Genomic DNA, 21730 nt, shown 5'->3' with positions numbered 1-21730 from the left:
GCGTTACATATTCCAAAGGCCGTATAACAATGATGTGACAAATGTCTGACAGGACCTGTTCGCAGGCCCTGTCAGACAACCACAATCAGGCGGAGGCCTTGCCCGCCAGCTTCCGCTTCAGGTCCGGTGCCGTGGCTTCCAGCGACAGGGCCTTGATCGCTTCGTCAAGCGTCATGGCGGTCTGATCCTGGGAGCCGAGACGACGGATGTTTACCGTCCGCTCTTCGGACTCGCGCTTGCCACAGACGATGATGACCGGAACCTTGGTCACGGAATGCTCCCGGACCTTGTAGTTGATCTTCTCGTTACGGAAGTCGGTCTCGACCTGAAGACCGGCGTCGCGCAGCGCATCTGCCACTTCCTGACCGTAACCGTCAGCTTCGGAGGTGATGGTTGCAACCACAACCTGGGTCGGCGCGAACCACAGCGGCATGTGACCGGCGAAGTTCTCGATCAGGATGCCGAGGAAGCGTTCCATCGAGCCGCAGATCGCCCGGTGGATCATTACCGGCTGCTTCTTCTCGGAATTCTGGTCGATGTAGAAGGCCCCGAAGCGTTCCGGCAGGTTGAAGTCGACCTGCGTGGTGCCGCACTGCCAGTCACGGCCGATGGCATCCTTCAGTGTGTATTCGAACTTCGGACCGTAGAAGGCGCCCTCGCCCGGCAGAATGCCGGTCTTGATGCGTCCACCGGACTGTTCTTCGATGGTCTTCAGCACGTCCATCATTACCGTTTCGGCACGATCCCAGAGCTCGTCGGAACCGACGCGCTTCTCCGGACGGGTAGAAAGCTTCACCACCACTTCCTTGAACCCGAAGTCTTCATAGACAGAGAGGATCAGGTCGTTGATGCGCAGGCACTCAGCCGCCATCTGATCTTCCATGCAGAAGACGTGTGCATCGTCCTGCGTGAAGCCGCGCACGCGCATCAGGCCGTGCAGCGCGCCGGAAGCCTCATAACGATGAACAAGACCGAATTCGGCGAGGCGCACGGGCATGTCGCGATAGGACTTCAGGCCATGCTTGAAGATCTGCACGTGTCCCGGGCAGTTCATCGGCTTCAGTGCGAAAACGCGCTGGTCGGCCTCCTCGTCATCGGCATTGGTGAAGGCATGCGCGGACTTCACCGCAAACATGTTCTCCTGATACCAGCCCCAGTGACCGGAGGTTTCCCAGAGCGATTTGTCGAGCACCTGCGGAGCGTTGACTTCCTGATAGGTGCCGGACAGCCGGCGACGCATGTAGGCCGTCAGGGTCTGGAACATGCGCCAGCCCTTGCCATGCCAGAAGACAACACCCGGACCTTCTTCCTGGAAATGGAACAGGTCCATTTCGCGGCCGATCTTGCGGTGGTCGCGCTTTTCGGCTTCCGCGAGAACGTGGAGGTAATTGTCCAGCTGTTCCTGCTCGGCCCAAGCCGTGCCGTAGATACGGGTCAGCATAGGCCGAGTGGAATCGCCGCGCCAGTAAGCGCCCGCGACCTTCATCAGCTTGAAGGCGGTGCCGACCTGCCCCGTCGAGGCCATGTGCGGACCACGGCAGAGGTCGAACCAGTCGCCCTGCCTGTAGATCTTGAGGTCCTGCCCTTCCGGGATCGCGTCAACGAGCTCGACCTTGTAGGCCTCGCCCTTGTCGGCAAACACATCCCGCGCCTTGTCGCGCGACCAGACTTCCTTGGTGAAGGCCGCGTTCTTCTGAATGATCTCCTTCATCTTCTTTTCGATCTTGGGCAGATCTTCGGGAGTGAAGGGCCAGTCCTCGCGGGTATCCGGGTGGACGCGCTTGAAGTCGTAATAGAAACCGTTCTCGATCACCGGACCGATGGTTACCTGCGTGCCGGGCCATAGGTCCTGCACGGCTTCGGCCATCACATGGGCGGCGTCGTGGCGAATGAGTTCCAGCGCGCGCGGATCTGTGCGGGTGACGATTTCAATGGTGCCGTCAACCACAGGATCGGAGAGATCGCGCAGGGAGCCGTCGAGCGCAATGGCGACAGCCTTCTTGGCAAGCGACTTCGAAATCGACTCGGCAACATCGCGACCGGTCGTGCCCGCAGCGAAACTGCGGACGGAGCCATCGGGAAATGTGAGGGAAACAGATTCAGACATGAATATCTCCTTATCCAGTCCCGCCAACGAATGCGGGTGGTGATTGAAAGCCGAACCAAACGGAGCGGCCTGTAACGCGGCGCGTATTAGTCCGAAACACTGCAGAAGTAAAGGAAATCAGCCGTTGCCGCCGATATCCCGCCGCTTGCGGCCAGCCCGCCAGTAGCGCCATGGCGCCCACCAGTTATAAGCCTTGCCGAGCGCCTCCGGCACCGGGTCCGCGCCCCAGGTGCCGCCGGGTCCGCAGCGTCCGACGCGAAACAGTGTCAGCCATCCACCCGCCCAGAGACCATGGCGGGCAATTGCCTCGTAACCGTATTCCGAACAGGTCGGCATGTGGCGGCAAGAATTGCCGATGAAGCTGGAAAGCGTCAGCTGGTAGAGCCTGATAAGCGCCATGCCGAGAAGCCGGTCAGGCGTCTTGCGGAAATGACCGGCATAATTTCGCCCGCGCCGGGCCTCCGCCCGGGGCCGATCATGGCCGCAACCCGGCTGGTCGCACATCGCTTCAGCCGACCTTCGCGGTCGCGGCAGCGCCAGCCTCGATCTGGTCGATGCAGTCCACGACGGCTTCGAAAGTCAGCATGGTGGAGGCATGGCGGGCCTTGTAGTCACGAACCGGCTTCAGAAAGCGCATGTCCTCGAAGCGACCGGACGGACCTTCGCCGCCATCCTTCAGCATGGCAAGCATATCGTCGCGAGCGGCGCGAACCTCCCCGGCACTCGCTCCCACGACATGGCGGGCCATGATCGAGGAAGACGCCTGACCGAGAGCGCATGCCCTCACCTCGTGGGAAAAGTCGGTAACGACATCTCCGTCCATCTTGAGATAGACTTTGACGCGGGAGCCGCAAAGCTTCGAGTGTTTCTCCGAGACCGCGTCGGCATCGTCCAACCGGCCGGTACGAACGATGTTTCCCGCGAAATCGAGAATCTTGGAATTATATATGTCGTCCATGGCGTGTCTTTATGGTCTCCTGAACCATTATACGATCAAGGCGGCGGGCGCGTTGTAGTCACTTTACGCAACACACTGTTGCGCCTGCGTTCCTTCACTCTGCCTCGAACACCATTATATGAGAGTTGAGAATTCGATCCAAATAAAACAAGGGCGGCGCCGGTCCGTCGCTCAGGAATTGAAAGAACGGACTTGCCAAGATGAGCCGAGTTACGCATTTACAGGCGGAAAAAGAGAAACAGACGGTCCGTACTGCGAAGAACCGGGAGACCATAGGCATGGATGCCATCGTCAACAAGCTATCGTCCGACGCCGACCGTCCAAGCCGCGAAGAGGCTGAAGAGGCTGTTCGCACGCTGTTGCGCTGGATTGGCGACGACCCTGGTCGCGAAGGTCTGCTCGACACTCCCAAGCGAGTGGTGAAGGCTTATCGTGAGCTGTTTGCCGGCTACGATGCCGATATCGATGAAGTGCTCGGCACGACCTTCGAGGAAGTCGCAGGCTACAACGATATCGTTCTGGTGCGCGACATTCCGTTCTTCTCGCATTGCGAACACCACATGCTGCCAGTGATCGGCAAGGCGCATGTGGCCTACTTGCCCGATGGTCGTGTGCTCGGTCTTTCCAAGATCGCACGGGTGGTCGAGGTGTTTGGCCGCCGCCTGCAGACGCAGGAAGCGATGACGGCGCAGATCGCCAACGCCATCGAGGAAACCTTGCGACCGCAGGGCGTCGGTGTCTTCATTGAGGCCGAGCATATGTGCATGGCCATGCGCGGCGTCCAGAAGTCGGGCTCCACCACGCTGACAACCACCTTCACGGGCCGGTTCAAGGATAACGCTGCCGAGCAGGCCCGCTTCATGTCGATGGTGCGCGGCCGCTGAGCGGCGCATCGCCATCGTCCCTTTCAGGCCTCCCATTCAGGCCCCTTTTCAGGAATGCATCATGACGACGATCGCCTTCGATCCGCCCCCGTCCGACAAGCACGCCCTTGAGGAAGACACGCATTTTACGCCGAAGTTCGACGAGAAGGGTCTGCTGACGGCCGTTGTCACCGACGCCCGCGACGGCGAACTGCTGATGGTCGCACATATGAATGCCGAGGCGCTCGCTCTGACGCTCGAAACGGGCATCGCGCATTATTACAGCCGCTCGCGCGGGAAAATCTGGAAAAAGGGCGAAAGTTCCGGCAATCTGCAAGGCGTAAGGGAAATTCGGACCGATTGCGACCAGGATGCCGTTTGGCTGAAGGTCGAGGTGGCTGGCCACGATGCTACCTGTCACACGGGGCGTCGATCCTGCTTTTATCGGAGCGTATCGCTCTCCGGCGATACGCCGCACCTCGACATCACCGACAATCACCGTCACTTCGATCCCGATGCCATTTATGGCGGACCGGACAAGAAGGCCTGACGGAGCATTTCCGAACACGCCCGATCCACCGCGAAAGGATTTGGTAAGCATCCGGTGCGCTAATGATGCACTGGGAGTTGTTCAGCCGTGAGGAAGTGCGCAGATGCTGAACTGGAGTATCAAGGGTAATGCGTCCGCACGGAATGCGGCAGCAGGAGGCACGACGGCAATAGCGCCGCCGCCCCTCGAACCACAGAAACCGAAAAAGACCAAGATAGCGCTCGCCCTTGGTGGAGGCGCGGCTCGCGGGTGGGCGCATATCGGCGTTCTCAGGGCGCTAGACGAAGCGGAAATCGAGGTCGGCATGATCGCCGGCACTTCGATCGGCGCTCTCGTCGGCGGCTGCTATCTAGCCGGAAAGCTCGATGAGCTCGAAGCCTTTGCCCGATCCCTCACCATGCGCCGGATCGCATCTCTTCTCGATCTAACCATCGGCGGCGGTGGTCTGCTTGGCGGCATGCGCCTGACCAAGAGAATGCAGGAGCATCTGCAGGGCCTGATGATCGAGGACCTGCCAAAGCCTTTCGTGGCTGTTGCCGCCGAACTCAACAGCGGCCATGAAGTGTGGATCGAAAGCGGTCATCTGATAACGGCCCTGCGGGCCTCATACGCGCTTCCCGGGATCTTCGAACCGGTCAACTGCAACAATCGCACGCTCATCGACGGCGCGCTGGTCAATCCCGTACCAGTCTCCGTCTGCCGCGCCTATGAACAACCCTTGGTGGTTGCTGCGAACCTGCACTACGACCTCTTCGGCCGTTCCGCCGTTGTCAAGCACAGGGCGGGTGAACTCACCGACGTCTCCGAGGCGCCTCCGAGGGATCGCCACAAGATCGGCCTCACTGGAGTAATGGTACAAGCCTTCAACATTATTCAGGACCGCATTTCTCGCGCAAGGCTAGCCGGCGATCCGCCGGATCTCGCGCTCCATCCGCGGCTCAACGATATCGGTCTTTCCGAATTTCACCGCGCCGGGGAGGCAATCGAGCGCGGCTACGAAGAAACGAAATCGCGCATTAACGACCTCAAGCGCTTGCAGGAAACCTTCACCCGCTAACAGGCAACGTGCCGGCCGGAGCTTAACCCGGCCGCGCGCCTGCAGTCAGTCAGACTCATCATCCCGCGATGTAAGCCTTGATCTGTTCTGCTTCGATTTCGATCTCGCGAATACGCGACTTCACGACGTCGCCGATGGAAATGATCCCACAGAGCTTGCCGTGCTCCTCGACCGGCACGTGACGGAAGCGGCGGCTTGACATCATTTCCATCAATTCGTTCACGGTGGTATCCTCACGGCAGCGATGAACATTCGCCGTCATGACAGCGGAAACCGGTTGATCGAGCGCGGCAACTGCCGACCTGCCAATGGCACGCACCACATCGCGCTCGGTGAATATACCGACGATACGGTTCTCCATGCCGACGACCACGACGGCGCCGATCCTGTTTTCTTCAAGTATGCGGGTTGCTTCGGCCAGTGTCACATTTGGACCAACGGTAACAACGTTGCGCCCCTTCGCCTCGAGTATGCTCCTGACGGATACAGACATGTTCTCCTCCTTGGCAATCATTGGAACCCTATCGAACGCCGCAACCTCCATGCGGTTTCCGATTGGGGAAATGGTGCCTGTTATCCAAGGAGATTGCAATATGCGCCGGAATCCGGCTAGCCGGCGCATAATGCATTCTGAGAGAAGCTCAATTGGAGTGCGATATATGTGTCCGACTGGAGGCACCGCGCTTAGCGATTGCGCGGATCACGTACCGGATCGAAGAGCCCGAACCCCAGGAATCCGAGCAGGAATCCGCCGATATGCGCATCCCAGGCGATGGCGGCACCGACATCGCCGAAAAGCGGTATGCCAAAAGCAACCACGATATTGCCGACGAACCAGACAAGTATGAAGACCCGGACCGTCTTCTGCTGGAGAGCTTCGAGAATCGAAAGCCGGGGCGGATGGTAGCCGAAGAACGAAGCGGCCTGCCTCGCTCGTCCGCCGAAAGCGAATCGGCAGGCAGCGCCCATGAAGGCCGAGACAGCGCCGGACGCGCCGATCAGTATCGTTGGCTGCCCCCAGTTGACGGCGGTGTGCAACGCCGCGCCTGCAGCCGACGAGATCGCCCACAGCAGGAAGAACCTTCCAAGCCCAATCCTGCGAAATACCGGTGTACCGAATGCCGCGAGCCAGAGACCGTTGAAAGCCAGATGCTCCACGCTGCCATGAAGCAGGGAATATGTAACGGGCGTCCAGAGCCATTCATATCCCTGCCCGGACAGCGGATAGGCATAGCGAATCGGAGAAAAGCCGAACTCGATCGTCAACCAGTCCGCCATTTCCGGCGGCAGCAAGACGGTCTGCACAAAGTAAATCGCAGCGAGCAGTATCAATGAAAGAAGAATGCCCGCCGGAAGATTGAAAACCGGCTCTCTCCGAGGCTTGTCATCCTCCGGCATGGGCAGGTCGTTTGTGGACTGCGGCGTCGTTTCGTCCATCGGGTCTTTCCTCCGAAAACCGGTGAAATCTCCATCCACCGCACCAGCGAGCCATAGCGCAGCACACAGACAAAAAAAAGCCGTCCGACCGGAGCCGGACGGCTGTTCGGGTCCCCCAGGGTTCAACCCCTACCCGACAGTTGGTGCTGAAGCATATTGCTTCGATACGTCTTGAAATCTCATTTGCCACAGTCACGACATGCGCGCAACGAAAAGGAAGTATTAACCTTAACTGCACGAGCGCGACGGCGATTCCGAAACCACGGGCACAGTCACAGAACGTTATGTTAACAGCTTGCCGCTAAGCATTTTATCGTCGCGAAATATTTCAAGCGTTCATCCATGTATTCTTTTCAGGCTTCGCAGAACAGCACCACGGCTCCTCCGGCACAGCAGCGCGCCTTCCAGCGCGTCGCAGTGAATCTGCAGGGCCGCCTGATGCTTGCCAACTATGAAGAATATGTCTGCAAGGTGATCGACATGTCTCCGGGCGACGTCAACTTCGCCTGCGCCGGGCGGCCGCGCGTCAACGAACGGGTCATCGCCTACATAGACCATCTCGGACGCATCGAAGGCACTGTGACCAAGCTGACCGAGGACGGTTTCGTCATTTCCATCGTCGCGACCGGCCGCAAGCGTGAAAAGCTTGCCGCACAGCTGACCTGGATTGCCAACAAGCACGAGCTCGGCCTTCCCGAGGATCGTCGCCACGACCGTCTGACGCCACGCAATACCGTAACCCAACTCACCCTTGAGGACGGCCGGCGCTATCCCTGCCGTCTGATGGACCTGTCGCTTTCGGGCGCCGCCGTCGACATCGACATCCGCCCGCCGATCGGCACTGCGGTTCAGCTTGGCAACATGCGTGGCCGCATCGTACGTCATTTCCTTGAGGGCGTCGCCATCGAGTTTCTCTCGCTGCAATCGCATGAAGCCCTCACCGAATTTCTCTGAATAGCCAGCTTCCGCCGCGAACCCGGTCGCTTACCGCCGCGAACCCTTGAGCGCGCGTCATCAGAAAATCCTGAATCTGCGCATCCAGCGCTCCGAGGATCGATTCCGATCTTCGGGCTAATGCTCCGGCATTCACGCCGGGTTCAGGCGGCTGCCTGCATAAAAAACACTCCCTCATCACACTCTTGTGAAAATTCTTCGCCCGAATTTCCTCTCGCTACCGCTGGCGGCTTCTAGCATGTCGACCCAACACCCGGTGAAGAATTCGGAGCGCAGATCAAGCGCACTCCGTCACATAGCGGAGATCGGAAATCTGCCTGCGCCTCGAGATAGTCATGAAGCGAATTTTACCTTGTAATTTCAAATCATTACATTCCTACCACCCCCTCGTCGCGAAATTCGCACCTCCCAAAGAAGGTAAAATTTGACGAAATTTTTCATCGAATGTCGCTTAAGTTTTATTTTCATTTTATACTTATTTTATTCTATTTATCCGCAAGTTTAAATCTATTCAACTTCGTATTTTACTTCGACATTTTGCAAGAGATCAAAATATACGTGTCATGTTGGCTCCATCACAGGGAGACAACAAATGACAAAAAAGAAAACTCTGGGGATTGGATTTTTGACCGTGGCACTGCTGGGAGCGCTCGCCGCACCAGCCGCCGCAGTACCTGCCGGCATGAAGATCATCGGCAAGGCAAACCCGCCGATCGGTCACTATGAATTCTGCAAGATCTATGCGAGCGAATGCCGGCCGGCCGGAGGTGACACGGGTCCCGCCCTGCTGACCGAGGACAACTGGAAAGTCCTGCTCGACGTCAACTACACCGTCAACAGCTCGATCACTCCGATGACCGACATGGAAATATATGGTGTCGAAGAGCGCTGGGCTTATCCGCGCACCGTCGGCGACTGCGAAGACTTCGTGCTCCTCAAGCGCAAACTTTTGATGGAAAAAGGTTTCTCGGCCTCAGACCTTCTGATTACGGTCGTATTGCAGCCGAGCGGAGAAGGTCACGCGGTACTCACGGTGAGAACCGACCGCGGCGACTTCGTTCTCGATAACATGCGCAACAAGGTCCTGCTCTGGTCCGATACGGAATACACCTACCTCAAACGTCAATCGGCGGATGATCCCGGCCGATGGGTCAAGCTCCAGGACGGTCGCGCTCCTGCGGTCGGCAGCGTCGGCACGAACTAAACTCGCGCGAGCAAGCTTGAAAGCTTCTGGCCCGGTCAGTCCCCCGCATACCCCGTCCCCGACCGGAGCCAACGAGCCGGTCCCGCTCATCCCGGGACCGGCTCACCTTTTTTTGGCAACCTACCGGCACTGCACCCCACCACTCCGTAATCTTTTACCCAGCATTAACCATCTTCATCGACGCTCACCTGCGGCAGCCTATGAAGGATTCGTAAGCGGACCGCCGAGGATGACACGAGCGGGGCCGCGAAGTCCCACGAGCAAGGGATGGAGATGGCGAACACGGCAGACGAAACACAACACCACAGTCCGCTGATATCCAATCGGTTTCTGCTAATCCTAACCTCAGCGATAGCTGCCCTCGCCGTGCTCTCGGTTGCAATCCATGTCCTGGGTCGCAGTTTCGGACAAGAGCTTGCGCTTGGCGGCCACACGGAAAGCACGGACAGCTACACCATCGCCATCGGCCAGGATCAACTGCAACTGGAGGCGAACACCATCCGCTTCGAGGATCAGCGCCACGATGGCAAAAGCGAACGTATCGACCTCCATCTGCTCTGGCCGGAGATGAACGGCTACAGCAAAGACCTGAGACGCCGCTTCGACGATATCAGCAGCACCGGGTCGCTGATCTTCCTGCAGCTTTCGCAGAGCACCATGTCCCGCGACATGTCAGGCAGAATCGAGCCCATCTATTCGCTGCTATTCGACGGTCCATCGCAAAAGGGACCGGCAGGTCTCACACTTCACAAGTTTCGCCGCGGCACAGGTTATGACAATGAGACGCTGCTGACTGCAAATCTTCCTGACGGGGCCGACTATGCTGTGCGGTGCATCCTCCCCACAGATCCATCGTTCGCCACCAGCGGCGATTGCCAGCGGGACATCCATGTCGGAAAGGACCTGACGGTTCTATATCGGTTCTCAAGCCTGATGCTCAAGGATTGGCGGGCCATCGACACAGCTATCCGGGGCCACATCGAAGCACGCATAAAGAACCCGTCCCTCGCTCCATCCCATAAAATGCGACGAGATCCGGCAACGAATGATTCATTATAAACCTCTTGGTAAGGCTGCGGCCGTAGACTTCCCGAATTGGGCGCGTGGGGGCGAGCCCGGATCCCAGATGATCAGAATTTGAAGAGTTCTTGCGGTGCAGAATAGAATAGGAAGTCTCAATCTCGCGCGGAAGATACAGAAGCTGGCGGCGGCCGCTCTGGTTTTCGCAGCGGCAGTCGGTGTCAATGTCGGGTCGGCGGATGCCGCGCCCAAATATGCCGGGATTGTTGTCGACGCCAGTACTGGCAAGGTTCTCTATAGCGAGGATGCCGACAGTCTTCGTTATCCGGCGTCCCTCACCAAGATGATGACGCTTTACCTCACTTTCGAAGCGCTCGAAGCGGGGCGTATCCGTCTGGACAGCAAGGTGCCGGTTTCGGCCAACGCTGCGGCGGAGCCTCCGTCGAAACTGGGCGTCGGCGCCGGTCGTTCCGTGACGGTCGAGCAGGCCATTCTTGCTCTGGTCACCCGTTCGGCAAACGACATGGCCACCGCTCTCGGTGAATATATCGGTGGCTCTGAAAGCCGTTTCGCACAGCAGATGACGGCGAAGGCCCGCAGCCTCGGCATGACCAAGACCACCTATCGCAATGCGAACGGTCTGCCCAACACGGCGCAGATGACCACGGCCCGCGATCAGGCGCGTCTCGGCATTGCGCTCCGCCAGCATTTTCCGCAGTATTTCGGCTACTTCTCCACGCGCAGCTTCCAGTTCGGCAAGCAAACGATCGGCAACCACAATCGTCTTCTAGGAGCGGTTCGCGGCGTCGACGGCATCAAGACCGGCTACACCCGCGCGGCCGGTTACAATCTCGTGACCTCGGCTCAAGCCGATGGCCGTTCAATCGTCGGCGTGGTGATGGGCTCTTCGTCGGGCGCCAAGCGTAACGAGACGATGAAGCAGCTCGTTCTGCGCTACATGCCGAAGGCATCGCGTTCCGGCGGTGGTGGAGACCTGATCGCCAAGGTCAACACCTCGGTAGCCCCATCTGTGGCTGCAACCGCCGTGGAAGAGCCGCCGGTTGTCGCCAGCGCGCCGCGCCTTCCGTCCGAAGGTCCCCTTCCCGATACCCGTTACAAGAATGGTGCAGTCGCTTCGGCCTTTGCTGCGCCGGCAAACGACAACGGTGCCGCCGCCGCCCTCAAGGCCGCAACAGGCGCACCGGAACGCCCGCTTTCTGCCGGTGTGCCCGTTCCTCAGCCTGCTCCGGCCTATATGCCAAAGGTAAAGGCCGCGGCTGAACCGCAGTCTCTCGCGGAAGAAGAAGCAGAATCCGTTGCGCAGGCCGCCGTAAAGCCTGTGGATCTCGACCAGACGATTACGGCCTCCACCCAGCCTTCGGCGGGCTGGGTCATCCAGATCGGCACCTCGCCGGATCGGGAACAGGCCATGACACTCCTGCGCAAGGCGCAGGATAAAGGCGGCAAGGTATTGCGTTCCGCCACCCCTTTCACCGTCGCCTATAACAGTGGTTCGGAGCAGCTTTATCGCGCGCGGTTCGGCGGCTTCGACGACCAGAAGACAGCGGTTAATGCATGCAAGAGCTTGAAAAAGGTGGGTATCGGCTGCTGGGCTGCAATGCAGTGACAGTCGCCTCCCGACCTCGATTTTTATCGCGTACGAGGTAACGAACATGGCATCGAACGAAAATCACTTCGAATTCGCGGCGAGCCAGGACAACGAAAGCCGCGGAGGGCATTACGGCCTGCATCCGTTGCACGAGGCTGCGTTCCGGCTTGCCGATCTCGGGCTTAGCCGTAAGCGCTCGCGCACCAAGGACCTGATCGGCCTGCTGCTTTGCCACGGCGCGCGCGCCTGGCGTTATTCGCAACCTGAAGCCAATATCCACCTGCATGTTTCCTCGCAGGCTGGCCGTTTTCCCGTTCTTCTGCGCCTGCGCTGAAGACGGCTGACAGACGGACACGGTTTCATGCCGCTATATTCGCTCGGAAACCTCTCGCCGAAAACGCCCCCTGAAGGGCGTTTCTGGGTTGCTCCGGATGCTCATGTGATCGGGCAGGTCGATCTCGGCGAGGACGTCGGCATCTGGTTCGGAGCCGTCCTGCGCGGCGACAACGAACCGATTGTCATCGGCGAACGGACCAATATTCAGGAAGGCGTGATGATCCATACGGACCCGCGCTTTCCAGTGACGATCGGTAAGGGCTGCACTGTCGGGCATCACGCCATCATTCATGGCTGCACGATCGGCGACAATTCCCTGATAGGCATGGGCGCTACCGTTCTGAACGGCGCGAAGATCGGCAACAACTGCCTCGTCGGCGCAAACGCACTGATCACCGAGAACAAGGAATTTCCCGACAATTCGCTAATCGTCGGTTCTCCCGCCCGGGTCGTCAGAACTCTGGACGAAGCCTCAGCGGCGAGACTTGCCTTGTCGGCTGAGAGCTATGTCCGCAACTGGCAACGCTTCGCCCGCGATCTTAAGCAGATCTGATAGAGCCGGGGTCAGCGCCGCTCAGGCACATTCAGCGCACAGGCCACGGATTTCAATCGTCGTCTTTTCCGCCTTGAAGTGCTGGCCCTTGGCCCAGTCCTCCAGCCGATGATCTATGGCGTGATCGTGGAATTCGCTGACACGGCCGCACTTGTTGCAGATCGCAAAGGCGACCGTGCCATGATGGCAGCAATCCTGCTTGGGATGAGCGCAGACGACGAAGGAGTTGATGCTCTCGAGACGATGCACCAGCCCCATCTCGACCAGCTTGTCGAGCGCCCGGTAAACCTGCAGCGGCGCCCGGAAACCATGATCGCGCAGGCGGTCGAGGATCCCGTAAGCCGAAAGCGGTCCAACCGATTCCGTCAGCGCATCGAAAACGAGCGATTGGTTCTTCGTCAGTTGTGGCGTTGTCATGGTTCCTATCCCTGCCTGTTCGTCTCGGCACCCTCGCGTCCGGGCTTGGGCAGGAGACTCAAGAGAAAGAGTACAAGAGCCGCCACGACAATCGAAGGGCCGGACGGCGTATCATAGGTCAACGATCCGAAAAGACCGAAGACGACGGCGACCGCGCCGATCAGCGACGCGAAGACGGCCATGACCTCTGGCGTCGTCGCGAACCGGCGTGCGGTCGCAGCGGGAATGATCAACAGCGATGTAATCAGCATGATGCCGACGATCTTCATCGCGATGGCGATGACCAAAGCCATCAGCAGCATGAAGGCCAGACGCGCCCGCTCGGGCTGCAATCCCTCGGCCTCGGCGAGTTCCGCATTGACCGTCGCGGCCAATAGTGGACGCCAGAGCCAGGCGATCATGCCGAGCACAACGGCGCCGCCGACCCAGACCACCACGATATCGGTCGTGTCCACCGCGAGGATATCCCCGAACAGGAAGGCCACCAGATCGATACGCACCCAGGTCATGAAGGCAACCATCACAAGGCCAATCGCCAGTGTCGCGTGGCTGAGTATGCCGAGCAACGCATCGGCCGAAAGCGCCTGCCGGCGCTGCAGGAGGAGGAGCAAGAGCGATACCATCGACGCAACGACGAAGACGCTCACCATCAGATTGAGCGACAGCAACAGCGAAAGCGCAACGCCCAGAAGCGCGGAATGAGCCATTGTATCGCCGAAATAGGCCATGCGCCGCCAGATGACGAAACAGCCGAGCGGGCCGGTCGTCAGTGCAAGTCCGATACCCGCCAGCATCGCGCGGAGGAAGAAATCGTCAAACATGATTGGTCTCCCTGCCCTTGCCAGGCGAGGTTAGAACGGTTTCGCCGCCTGCCGCTTTGCGATGGCTACCGTCATGCGCATGGTCGTGATGGGGATGATCCTCATCATGATGGTGGTGGCCGTCACCCGGATGGCAATGTTCGGTTACGCTGCCATCACTGTGCATTACGCGGCCATCTGGCAGATGCGTGTGGTCGTGATCGTGGCTGTAGACCGCGAGCGTGCGGCCTGCATTGGCGCCGAAGAGGCGCATATATTCCGGGCTCTGGCTGACGGCCGCCGGGGTGCCGCGGCAACAGACATGGCCGTTGAGGCAGATAACCGTGTCGGTTTCGGCCATGACGACGTGCAGGTCGTGGGAAATCAGCAGAATGCCGCAGCCGGTGGAATTGCGGATCGAGGTGATGAGATCGTAGAGCGCTATTTCGCCGGAAAAATCCACGCCCTGAACCGGCTCGTCCAGTACCAGCAGATCGGGCTTGCGGGCGATGGCGCGGGCTAGCAGTGCACGCTGGAATTCTCCGCCCGAGAGGTGCTGCACCTCTGCAGATGCGAGATGGGCAATACCCACCGCCTCGAGCGCTGACTTGATCTCGCTCTCGGGCAAAGGCCCGGTAAGGCTCATCAGGCGCTTGACGGTCAGCGGCATGGTCCAGTCGACGGCCAGCTTCTGCGGCACATAGCCGACGCGAAGACCGGGCTTGCGTTCGACCCTCCCCTCATCCGGCTTCAGCACGCCGATCGCCATCTTGGCGCTCGTCGACTTTCCGGAGCCGTTCGGACCGATCAGCGTGACGATCTCTCCCGGTCGCACGGAAAATTCGACGCCGCGAACGAGCCAGCGCCCGCTTCTGCGGATGCCCGCATCCTGCAGCATGACCAGCGGCTGATCGTCTCTAGTTTCTGGCTGAGACATCGTGACCCCGAAAATTTGTTGTTGCACGACGCTATGCCACACGTTATAGCGTTACGCAATGAATGTAATATTATTACATAACACATTCAAGATGGAGATACCCCTATGATCAAGTCCCGCGCCGGCCTTTTCACCACCACGGCAGCTCTTCTCTTCATGCCTTCGCTCGCCTTTGCCGCGCCGCCGGAGGTCGTGGTGTCGATCAAGCCGATCCACTCGCTCGTGGCGGCGATCATGAAGGGCGTTGCGGAACCGAGCCTGATCGTGGAGGGTGCGGCTTCCCCCCACACCTATAACATGAAACCGTCCAATGCCCGGGCTCTCGAACATGCCGACGTGGTCTTCTGGGTCGGCCCCGGACTTGAGGCTTTTCTTGAAAAGCCGCTCGATGCCCTGGCCGGCAAGGCCAAGGTTGTCGAACTCGAAGATGCTCCCGGCATCACCAAGCTGCCCTTCCGCGAGGGAGGTGCGTTCGAGGCTCACGACCACGGCGAACATGATGAGCATGCCGAGGGCGAGCATCATGACGACAACGGCGCAGAACATGCCGAGGCAAACGGTGAGAAAGCCGGGCATGCCGATGAACATCATCATGACGAGCATGGCGGCACGGACATGCATCTCTGGCTCGACCCGATGAACGCCAAGGTGATGGCTGGCGCTATCGAGGCCACGCTGATCGAGGCCGATCCCGCCAACGCCGCGCACTATAAGGCGAATGCCAAGGCATTGGATGACGAACTCACCGCATTAGACAAGGAAATCGCCGAAACCGTTGCGCCTGTCGCCGACAAGCCCTTCATCGTCTTCCACGACGCCTATCAGTATTTCGAGCATCGATATCATGTTCACGTCGCAGGCTCGATCACCGTCAGCCCTGAAACCATGCCCGGTGCGGAGCGCGTCTCCCAGATTCATGCCAAGGTCAAGGAACTCGGTGCGGCCTGCGTGTTCGCAGAGCCCCAGTTCGAACCGAAACTGATCAAGGTCGTCACGGAGGGCACCGACGCGAAGAGCGGTACGCTCGATCCTGAGGGCGGCGCCATCACCGAAGGCCCCGAGCTTTACTCGACGCTTCTGCGCGGCATGGCCAAATCCCTGGCAGACTGCCTGTCCCACTAAGGGTGGTGCTCTGCGGAAGGCGGACGGAAGTCCGCCTTTTCGCGATCCTCAGTTGTTACAACATTACATCCTGGAGTTTGTTACATGGACAAATTGCCTGTCACTGTTCTCTCCGGCTTTCTCGGAGCGGGCAAGACAACCCTGCTCAACCACGTTCTTTCCAATCGAAGCGGTCTCCGTGTTGCGGTGATCGTCAACGATATGAGTGAAGTGAACATCGACGCGGCACTGGTGCGTGATGGAGACGCCGCACTTTCCCGGACGGAGGAACAACTGGTCGAAATGACCAACGGCTGTATCTGTTGCACGCTTCGCGACGATCTGCTGCGCGAAGTGCGAGATCTCGCCGTGCAGGGCCGGTTCGACTATCTACTGATCGAGGCGACCGGTATTGCCGAGCCGCTTCCCATCGCCACCACCTTCGATTTTCGCGATGACAATGGACAGAGCCTGTCCGATATCGCGCAGCTCGACACCATGGTGACCGTGGTCGACGCGGCAAATCTGTTGAACGACTATTCCTCCTCCGATTTTCTCGCGGACCGAGGCGAAACGGCGGGCGATGGCGACAATCGAACCCTCGTAGACCTGCTGGTCGAGCAGATCGAGTTCGCCGATGTCGTCGTGCTCAACAAGATCGGAACAGCGACACCGGAACAACGCGACGCCGCGCTCAAGATCATCGCCGGCCTCAACCCGGATGCGCGGGTGATCGAGACGGATTTCGGCGCCGTCGCACCGCGCGACATCCTTGGAACCGGTCTGTTTGACATCGATAAGGCGGAAACCCATCCGCTTTGGTTCAAGGAACTGAACGGCTTCAAGGATCATGTACCGGAAACGGAGGAATACGGTATCCGTTCCTTCGTCTACAAGGCGCGCCGACCGCTCGACCCCACGAAATTTCAGGCCTTCATCGACCGCGCCTGGCCGGGTGTCATCCGCGCCAAGGGCTTCTTCTGGCTGGCGACGAGGCCGCATCATGTCGGCTCAATCAGTCAGGCGGGGGCGCTGGTCCGGACCGGCCGCATGGGCCTCTGGTGGGCGTCGGTACCTCGCGAACGCTGGCCTGACGATGCCGGGTTCAAGCGTGCCATGGCGCCCTATCTCGATCCGGAATGGGGCGACCGCCGGCAGGAGATCGTGTTCATCGGCGCCGATCCCATGGATGAGCGGCGGATAACGGCGGAACTCGACGCATGCCTTGTACCGGCCGAGAATTTCACGCCTTCGGCATGGAGCAAACTGCCGGACCCCTTCGCCTCCTGGACGCAGTAATCCGTATCCCCATCTTGAGAAATCTGGACCGATGTCGCGCATGGCACCGGTCCGGAAGGACCTGCCGGTTTGGAAAAGGCAGCCGCCGGCAGGTCCGCACCCGTTTCGAGCGGGAATGCCTCAGGAGTTTTTGGGAAGAACGCCCTTGTCACGCAAGAGATCGAGGACGATCCGCGCACCCTCTTGGCCGGCGGGACGCTCCGTCGCAAGCCGCTTCCATGCGAGATCGAAACCGGCCAGCATGGCCTGCCGCTCAAGCGTATCGGTAGCCAGCCTTTCCGCCATGCGCAGGAGATTACCCGGCCGCACGTAGTCGTTCAGATATTCCGGCACAATCGGATAATCGGCGATCAGATTGGGAAGTGCGCCGGTCCAGATCTTGATGCGGTGGCTGATGAGCTTCATCAGCCAGTCGGTCTTGTAGGTGGACACCGTGGGCACCGTTGCCAGCGCCAGCTCCAGGATCACGGTGCCAGAAGCAGCAATCGCTGCGTCGGCCTCGGCAAAGGCCTGCCATTTCGCATCCTCACCGACGAGAACCTCGGGCTTCAGAGCCCAGTCGGCGATCATCTGGCGCACGCGCGCTTCCTGGCGCGGAACAGTCGGCATAAGAAACCGGCTCGGGCCGTTTCTCTCGGTAAACTCGATCATCGCCTGCCCATAGACCGGCAGAAGCGCGGAGATCTCCGCCCCGCGCGAACCGGGAAGCAGCATGATCGTTTTCTGCTCGCCGGCCCGTTTCGGCAACTTTCCAGCGCGCGCCGCGCGCGTCTCCAGCAGCCTTGCATTGGTCGTGAGACGATGGCCAACGAAATGCGTTGCAGGACCACCGAGGCGACGCATTACCTCCGGCTCGAAGGGCAGAACCGCCAGCACCGCGTCGACGTAGTCGAGCATCGCCTTGGCGCGATATTCCTTCCATGCCCAGACGCTGGGGCAGACATAATCCACCACCGGCAAATGAGGTAGAGCTTTGCGAACCCTCTTCGCCACGCGATGGGTGAAATCGGGACTATCCACGATCAACAGAACGTCCGGGCGAGCCTCGACGATGGCCTTCGCCGTCTGACGGATCAGTGAGAGGAAGCGCGGCAGGCGCGCAAGCACCTGGGTGAGCCCCATGACGGACAGCTCGGAAAAATCGAAAAGGGAACGCAGGCCTTCACGCTCCAGTGCGTCGCCACCCACGCCGACAAGTTCAACCGGTCCGCCATGGCGCTTTCTCAGCGCGGCGATCAGGTCTCCACCCAGAAGGTCGCCGGAGACTTCGCCGGCGATGACAGCAATCTTCAGCGGACGGTCACTCACATCACGCCTCCCGGCAAGCCGCGATCAATACCGATCACGAAAAGGCCCGCCTCGTTGGCCGCGGCAATCGTTGCCTCACGCTCGATCACCAGCGCCCTTCCGGCTTCGACCGCGACACCAGCAAGACCCGCTCGCTTGGCATTCTCTACCGTCGAGCGACCGATTGACGGCAGGTCGGCCCGGAGATCCTGCTGAGGCTTGCACAGTTTAACCAGCACTCCCTTGCGGCGCTGCGAAATCCGGCCCTCGTCCCTCAACCGCGCAACGCGCGCGAGCATGGCGTCGGTTCCCTCGACACCCTCGAGCGCCACGATACGCCCGCCGACAGTGACTGCGCCCTGCCCGACATCAAGCCGCCCGAGTGCTTCCGCAGCCTCGGCACCCTTGGCTATGTCACGCAGATCGTCATCGTTTGGCGAAACGGTGCCGAGCGGACCGGTGGATGCAAGAAGATCGGGCGCAATGTCCTGAACGCCAATAACATGACATCCCTGCCCCTCGATGAGTGAAATCACCATCTTGAGAACAGCGTCATCCCCGCCTGCAAGCAACGTCTTCAACGCCAAGGGCAGCTTCATTAGCGCCTTCAGGTTGACGTGGATTTCGCGAAAGCCCGGCCGACGTTTGACGCCGCCGGACAGCACGACGCGCCCGATGCCGTGACGACGGAACAGCGCAGACAATCCCGCTACGTCACCGACGCCAACCACCGCATTGTCGAAGTCCCGCCATTGCTGATCGGCTTCGTCCTTCAGTCGCAGAATGAAGGGATCCTCACCGGATCGCCGGGCTGCCTCAGCCACATAAAGAGGCAAAAGGCCGCTTCCGGCGATGATCGCCAGACGACCCGCTCCTGCCTTGGCCGGCGCCATGTCTCAGTTCTTGCCGCGATGCGGAGAAGAAAGCGCCCTGTCGCTCTCGGCAGCGATGAAATCCAGGATCTCTATAACCTGTGGGCAATCGAGATACTCTGCGCGGATCGCCTCCGCGTTGACGCGAGCAGAGCCCTCGCCTTCGAAGATCTGCTTGAAAGCGCGACGGACCTGATGGATGACCGATCGCTCGATGCCAGCGCGGGTCATACCGACGACGTTCAGACCGCCGAGGATGCCAGGGTTGCCGTTGAGCATGCCGTAAGGGATGACATCATAGCTGACCGCCGAGAGACCGCCGATAAAGGCCTGCCGGCCTATGCGGGTAAACTGATGCACGGCCGAACCGCCGCCGAGAATGACACGATCCTCGACCTTCACATGGCCGGCGAGCATCACATTGTTCGACAGAATAATGTGATCGCCGAGAATGCAGTCATGCGCCACATGGGAATTGGCGAGGAACAGGTTGTTGTTGCCAACCACGGTCTTTCCGCCGCCTTCGGCAGTGCCCGTGTTCATCGTCACACCTTCGCGCATCGTGCAATTGTCGCCGATGGTGAGTGTCGTTTCCTCACCGGCGTGATGAACACTCTGCGGATCACCGCCAATCACCGCGCAGGGAAAAATTTTTGCATTCCGACCAATCGTCGTGAGGCCGGTCACAGAGACATGCGATATCAGTTCGCTGCCATCACCAAGCTTCACCCGAGAACCGACACGGCAAAAAGGGCCGATCTTGACGTTCTCGCCGATCACGGCTCCATCATCGACAACGGCAAGGGGATGAATGCTGGCGCTTGCGGCAATCATGCTCATTTGTCTTCCTTGCGCATGATCATGGCGCCGATATCGGCCTCGGCAACCAATGCGCCATCGACCTTGGCATCGCAATGGAATTTCCAGATATTGCCGCGCTGCTTCTGCTTCACGACATGGTACTCGACGCGATCACCAGGCACGACCGGGCGGCGGAAACGGGCGTTGTCGATCGTCATGAAGTAGACTAGGTTTCCGCCCTGCCCTTCCTTGCGTGCGCAGATTGCACCGGCTGTCTGGGCCATTCCCTCGATCAACAGGACGCCCGGCATGATCGGTGCTTCAGGAAAGTGACCCGTGAAATGCGGCTCGTTGGCCGTCACGTTCTTGATTCCGATTGCAGAATTGTCGCCGTCGATCTCGATGATCTTATCCACCAACAGGAAGGGATAGCGGTGGGGCAGAAACTTCATGATCTGGAGGACATCGGCCGAACCCAGTTCTGTCTTAACGCCCTCAGTCATTCTTGCCCTCCTTTTCCTTGTTGCGGCTATCCGTGCGGCTTAGCATTTCGGCGACTTCACGAAGGTAATCCTTCATCGGGCGCGCCGGCACCCCGCCATATCGCCCGCCGGGCGGTACATCCGAAAGAACGCCGCTCATCGCCGCGATCTGCGCACCATCCCCAATGGTGATGTGACCGTTGACCCCCGCGGCTCCGCCGAGCATGACGCCGTCACCGATGCGCGTGCTGCCGGCAATACCCACCTGGCTGACTATTCCGCAATGACGGCCGATGCGAACATTATGGCCGATCTGCACCAGATTATCGATCTTGGTTCCTTCGCCTATCACCGTATCGTCCATCGTACCACGGTCGATCGTTGTGTTCGCACCGATCTCCACGTGATCCTGGATGATGACGCGGCCAACCTGCACGATCTTGATCATGCCGCGCGGTCCCGGCGCGTAGCCGAAGCCATCCTGCCCGATACGGGCGCCATTGTGGATGATGACGTTATTGCCGATCAGCGCCACCTGCACCGTGGCGCCGGCAGCGATCGTGCAGTTTCGGCCGATACGCACGCCGCGACCAATAACGGCGCCTGCACCAATATGGCTGCCGCTGCCGATTTCGACATCCGCACCGATCACAGCCATGGGCTCGATACGAACGTCCGGTTCCAATCGTGCCGAAGAATCGACAAAAGCCGCCGGGGAAATAGCCTCGGCTTCATCCACCATTTCGATCGGACGAAGACCCGACGGGAAAAGCAAACCGCCAACCATGGCAAACGTCATAGCTGGAGCCGAACTCAAAAGTACTGGAATGTGGTCGGGAATGAGCGACCGAAGCGCCTTGTCGCAGATAATCGCCGAAGCCTCACAAGTCTTCAGCTCTTCCTTGCTGCGACGGGACAGGATGTAACAAATGTCCCCCTTACGCGCACGATTAACGGGCGCGACCGACCGGATCATCCGATCGCCCGCACCCTGATCAAGCAACTCCGCCCCCACATGAGCGGCGATCGACGCAAGCGCGATCCCCTCATGGGGCGGAAAAAAGTGGTTATGCTCCATCAGCCAAA

General features: G+C 59.7%; 24 protein-coding genes. 11 read left to right on the top strand and 13 right to left on the bottom strand.

What is annotated here, in order from left to right:
- Positions 1-85 precede the first annotated feature (85 nt).
- The 3 genes from thrS to H4I99_RS13845 form a co-directional block, all read right to left on the bottom strand.
- Positions 86-2107 carry a threonine--tRNA ligase gene (thrS, locus tag H4I99_RS13855; RefSeq protein WP_163905411.1) on the bottom strand — a complete coding sequence of 674 codons (2022 nt, stop codon included), beginning with the start codon at positions 2105-2107 and terminating at the stop codon, positions 86-88.
- Between the two features lie 117 nt (positions 2108-2224).
- Positions 2225-2611, bottom strand: a complete 387-nt coding sequence (gene yidD / locus H4I99_RS13850; protein ID WP_163905409.1) for a membrane protein insertion efficiency factor YidD — start codon at positions 2609-2611, stop codon at positions 2225-2227.
- Between the two features lie 4 nt (positions 2612-2615).
- Entirely contained in the window at positions 2616-3065 is a 450-nt protein-coding gene (locus H4I99_RS13845; protein ID WP_163905407.1) for an iron-sulfur cluster assembly scaffold protein, read from the bottom strand.
- A 278-nt stretch (positions 3066-3343) separates the two neighbouring features.
- Here H4I99_RS13845 and folE point away from each other — a divergent pair, with 278 nt between their 5' ends.
- From folE to H4I99_RS13830, 3 genes are all read left to right on the top strand, one after another.
- Complete coding sequence (gene folE / locus H4I99_RS13840) at positions 3344-3949, top strand: GTP cyclohydrolase I FolE (protein WP_163905405.1); 606 nt, start codon at positions 3344-3346, stop codon at positions 3947-3949.
- Positions 3950-4010: 61 nt separating this feature from the next.
- Positions 4011-4478 carry a phosphoribosyl-AMP cyclohydrolase gene (gene hisI, locus H4I99_RS13835; RefSeq protein ID WP_163905403.1) on the top strand — a complete coding sequence of 156 codons (468 nt, stop codon included), beginning with the start codon at positions 4011-4013 and terminating at the stop codon, positions 4476-4478.
- A 103-nt stretch (positions 4479-4581) separates the two neighbouring features.
- Positions 4582-5535, top strand: coding sequence for a patatin-like phospholipase family protein (locus H4I99_RS13830; protein WP_163905401.1), 954 nt, complete (start codon positions 4582-4584; stop codon positions 5533-5535).
- Between the two features lie 58 nt (positions 5536-5593).
- On the opposite strand, the gene H4I99_RS13825 is transcribed toward H4I99_RS13830, so the two are convergent.
- Together H4I99_RS13825 and H4I99_RS13820 are read right to left on the bottom strand one after the other, a co-directional pair.
- On the bottom strand, positions 5594-6028 hold the full coding sequence (locus tag H4I99_RS13825) for a CBS domain-containing protein (RefSeq protein ID WP_163905399.1): 435 nt from the start codon (positions 6026-6028) through the stop codon (positions 5594-5596).
- Positions 6029-6219: 191 nt separating this feature from the next.
- The gene (locus H4I99_RS13820) at positions 6220-6972 is read right to left on the bottom strand and encodes a rhomboid family intramembrane serine protease (RefSeq protein ID WP_163905397.1); all 753 of its coding nucleotides are present in this window, start codon (positions 6970-6972) and stop codon (positions 6220-6222) included.
- 342 nt (positions 6973-7314) lie between these two features.
- On the opposite strand from H4I99_RS13820, the gene H4I99_RS13815 reads away from it, so the two are divergent.
- The 6 genes from H4I99_RS13815 to H4I99_RS13790 all read left to right on the top strand — a co-directional run bounded on the left by H4I99_RS13815 (position 7315) and on the right by H4I99_RS13790 (position 12648).
- Positions 7315-7926 (top strand): PilZ domain-containing protein, encoded by a 612-nt coding sequence (locus H4I99_RS13815; RefSeq protein WP_163905395.1) that lies wholly within the window; start codon positions 7315-7317, stop codon positions 7924-7926.
- Between the two features lie 592 nt (positions 7927-8518).
- The gene (locus tag H4I99_RS13810; RefSeq protein WP_163905393.1) at positions 8519-9130 is read left to right on the top strand and encodes a transglutaminase-like cysteine peptidase; all 612 of its coding nucleotides are present in this window, start codon (positions 8519-8521) and stop codon (positions 9128-9130) included.
- Positions 9131-9403: 273 nt separating this feature from the next.
- Positions 9404-10189: a hypothetical protein gene (locus tag H4I99_RS13805; protein ID WP_163905391.1), complete on the top strand. Its 786-nt coding sequence runs from the start codon at positions 9404-9406 to the stop codon at positions 10187-10189.
- Between the two features lie 94 nt (positions 10190-10283).
- Positions 10284-11777: an SPOR domain-containing protein gene (locus tag H4I99_RS13800; RefSeq protein WP_425314384.1), complete on the top strand. Its 1494-nt coding sequence runs from the start codon at positions 10284-10286 to the stop codon at positions 11775-11777.
- Positions 11778-11823: 46 nt separating this feature from the next.
- On the top strand, positions 11824-12093 hold the full coding sequence (locus H4I99_RS13795; RefSeq protein WP_099057728.1) for a hypothetical protein: 270 nt from the start codon (positions 11824-11826) through the stop codon (positions 12091-12093).
- Positions 12094-12120: 27 nt separating this feature from the next.
- Positions 12121-12648 (top strand): gamma carbonic anhydrase family protein, encoded by a 528-nt coding sequence (locus H4I99_RS13790; RefSeq protein WP_163905389.1) that lies wholly within the window; start codon positions 12121-12123, stop codon positions 12646-12648.
- A 21-nt stretch (positions 12649-12669) separates the two neighbouring features.
- On the opposite strand, the gene H4I99_RS13785 is transcribed toward H4I99_RS13790, so the two are convergent.
- Genes H4I99_RS13785 through H4I99_RS13775 form a run of 3 tightly spaced genes read right to left on the bottom strand, consistent with a single transcriptional unit; the run spans position 12670 to position 14802 of the window.
- Positions 12670-13065, bottom strand: a complete 396-nt coding sequence (locus tag H4I99_RS13785) for a Fur family transcriptional regulator (protein WP_163905387.1) — start codon at positions 13063-13065, stop codon at positions 12670-12672.
- Between the two features lie 5 nt (positions 13066-13070).
- Positions 13071-13886, bottom strand: a complete 816-nt coding sequence (znuB, locus tag H4I99_RS13780) for a zinc ABC transporter permease subunit ZnuB (RefSeq protein WP_163905385.1) — start codon at positions 13884-13886, stop codon at positions 13071-13073.
- Positions 13879-14802 carry an ATP-binding cassette domain-containing protein gene (locus H4I99_RS13775; RefSeq protein ID WP_163905383.1) on the bottom strand — a complete coding sequence of 308 codons (924 nt, stop codon included), beginning with the start codon at positions 14800-14802 and terminating at the stop codon, positions 13879-13881. Before H4I99_RS13775 ends, znuB begins: the two co-directional genes overlap by 8 nt.
- Before the next feature lie 105 nt (positions 14803-14907).
- On the opposite strand from H4I99_RS13775, the gene znuA reads away from it, so the two are divergent.
- Together znuA and H4I99_RS13765 are read left to right on the top strand one after the other, a co-directional pair.
- Positions 14908-15924, top strand: coding sequence for a zinc ABC transporter substrate-binding protein ZnuA (znuA, locus tag H4I99_RS13770; RefSeq protein ID WP_163905381.1), 1017 nt, complete (start codon positions 14908-14910; stop codon positions 15922-15924).
- 84 nt (positions 15925-16008) lie between these two features.
- Positions 16009-17202 carry a GTP-binding protein gene (locus H4I99_RS13765; RefSeq protein WP_163905379.1) on the top strand — a complete coding sequence of 398 codons (1194 nt, stop codon included), beginning with the start codon at positions 16009-16011 and terminating at the stop codon, positions 17200-17202.
- A 120-nt stretch (positions 17203-17322) separates the two neighbouring features.
- Here H4I99_RS13765 and lpxB read toward each other — a convergent pair whose 3' ends face one another.
- Genes lpxB through lpxD form a run of 5 tightly spaced genes read right to left on the bottom strand, consistent with a single transcriptional unit; the run spans position 17323 to position 21722 of the window.
- Positions 17323-18510, bottom strand: coding sequence for a lipid-A-disaccharide synthase (gene lpxB, locus H4I99_RS13760; RefSeq protein WP_163905378.1), 1188 nt, complete (start codon positions 18508-18510; stop codon positions 17323-17325).
- The gene (locus H4I99_RS13755; protein ID WP_163905376.1) at positions 18507-19382 is read right to left on the bottom strand and encodes an LpxI family protein; all 876 of its coding nucleotides are present in this window, start codon (positions 19380-19382) and stop codon (positions 18507-18509) included. Before H4I99_RS13755 ends, lpxB begins: the two co-directional genes overlap by 4 nt.
- A gap of 3 nt (positions 19383-19385) precedes the next feature.
- The gene (lpxA, locus tag H4I99_RS13750; protein WP_163905374.1) at positions 19386-20201 is read right to left on the bottom strand and encodes an acyl-ACP--UDP-N-acetylglucosamine O-acyltransferase; all 816 of its coding nucleotides are present in this window, start codon (positions 20199-20201) and stop codon (positions 19386-19388) included.
- A complete protein-coding gene (fabZ, locus tag H4I99_RS13745; RefSeq protein ID WP_163905372.1) occupies positions 20198-20665 on the bottom strand; it encodes a 3-hydroxyacyl-ACP dehydratase FabZ in 468 nt (155 codons plus the stop codon). The genes lpxA and fabZ overlap by 4 nt, the downstream gene beginning before the upstream one ends.
- A complete protein-coding gene (gene lpxD / locus H4I99_RS13740) occupies positions 20658-21722 on the bottom strand; it encodes a UDP-3-O-(3-hydroxymyristoyl)glucosamine N-acyltransferase (RefSeq protein ID WP_163905370.1) in 1065 nt (354 codons plus the stop codon). Before lpxD ends, fabZ begins: the two co-directional genes overlap by 8 nt.
- Positions 21723-21730 lie beyond the last annotated feature (8 nt).

This window comes from Paenirhizobium daejeonense, from assembly GCF_014280875.1.
Lineage (GTDB): Bacteria > Pseudomonadota > Alphaproteobacteria > Rhizobiales > Rhizobiaceae > Allorhizobium > Allorhizobium daejeonense.
Note: the sequence above shows the minus strand (reverse complement) of the source record. Positions and strands in the feature narration are given on the sequence as shown.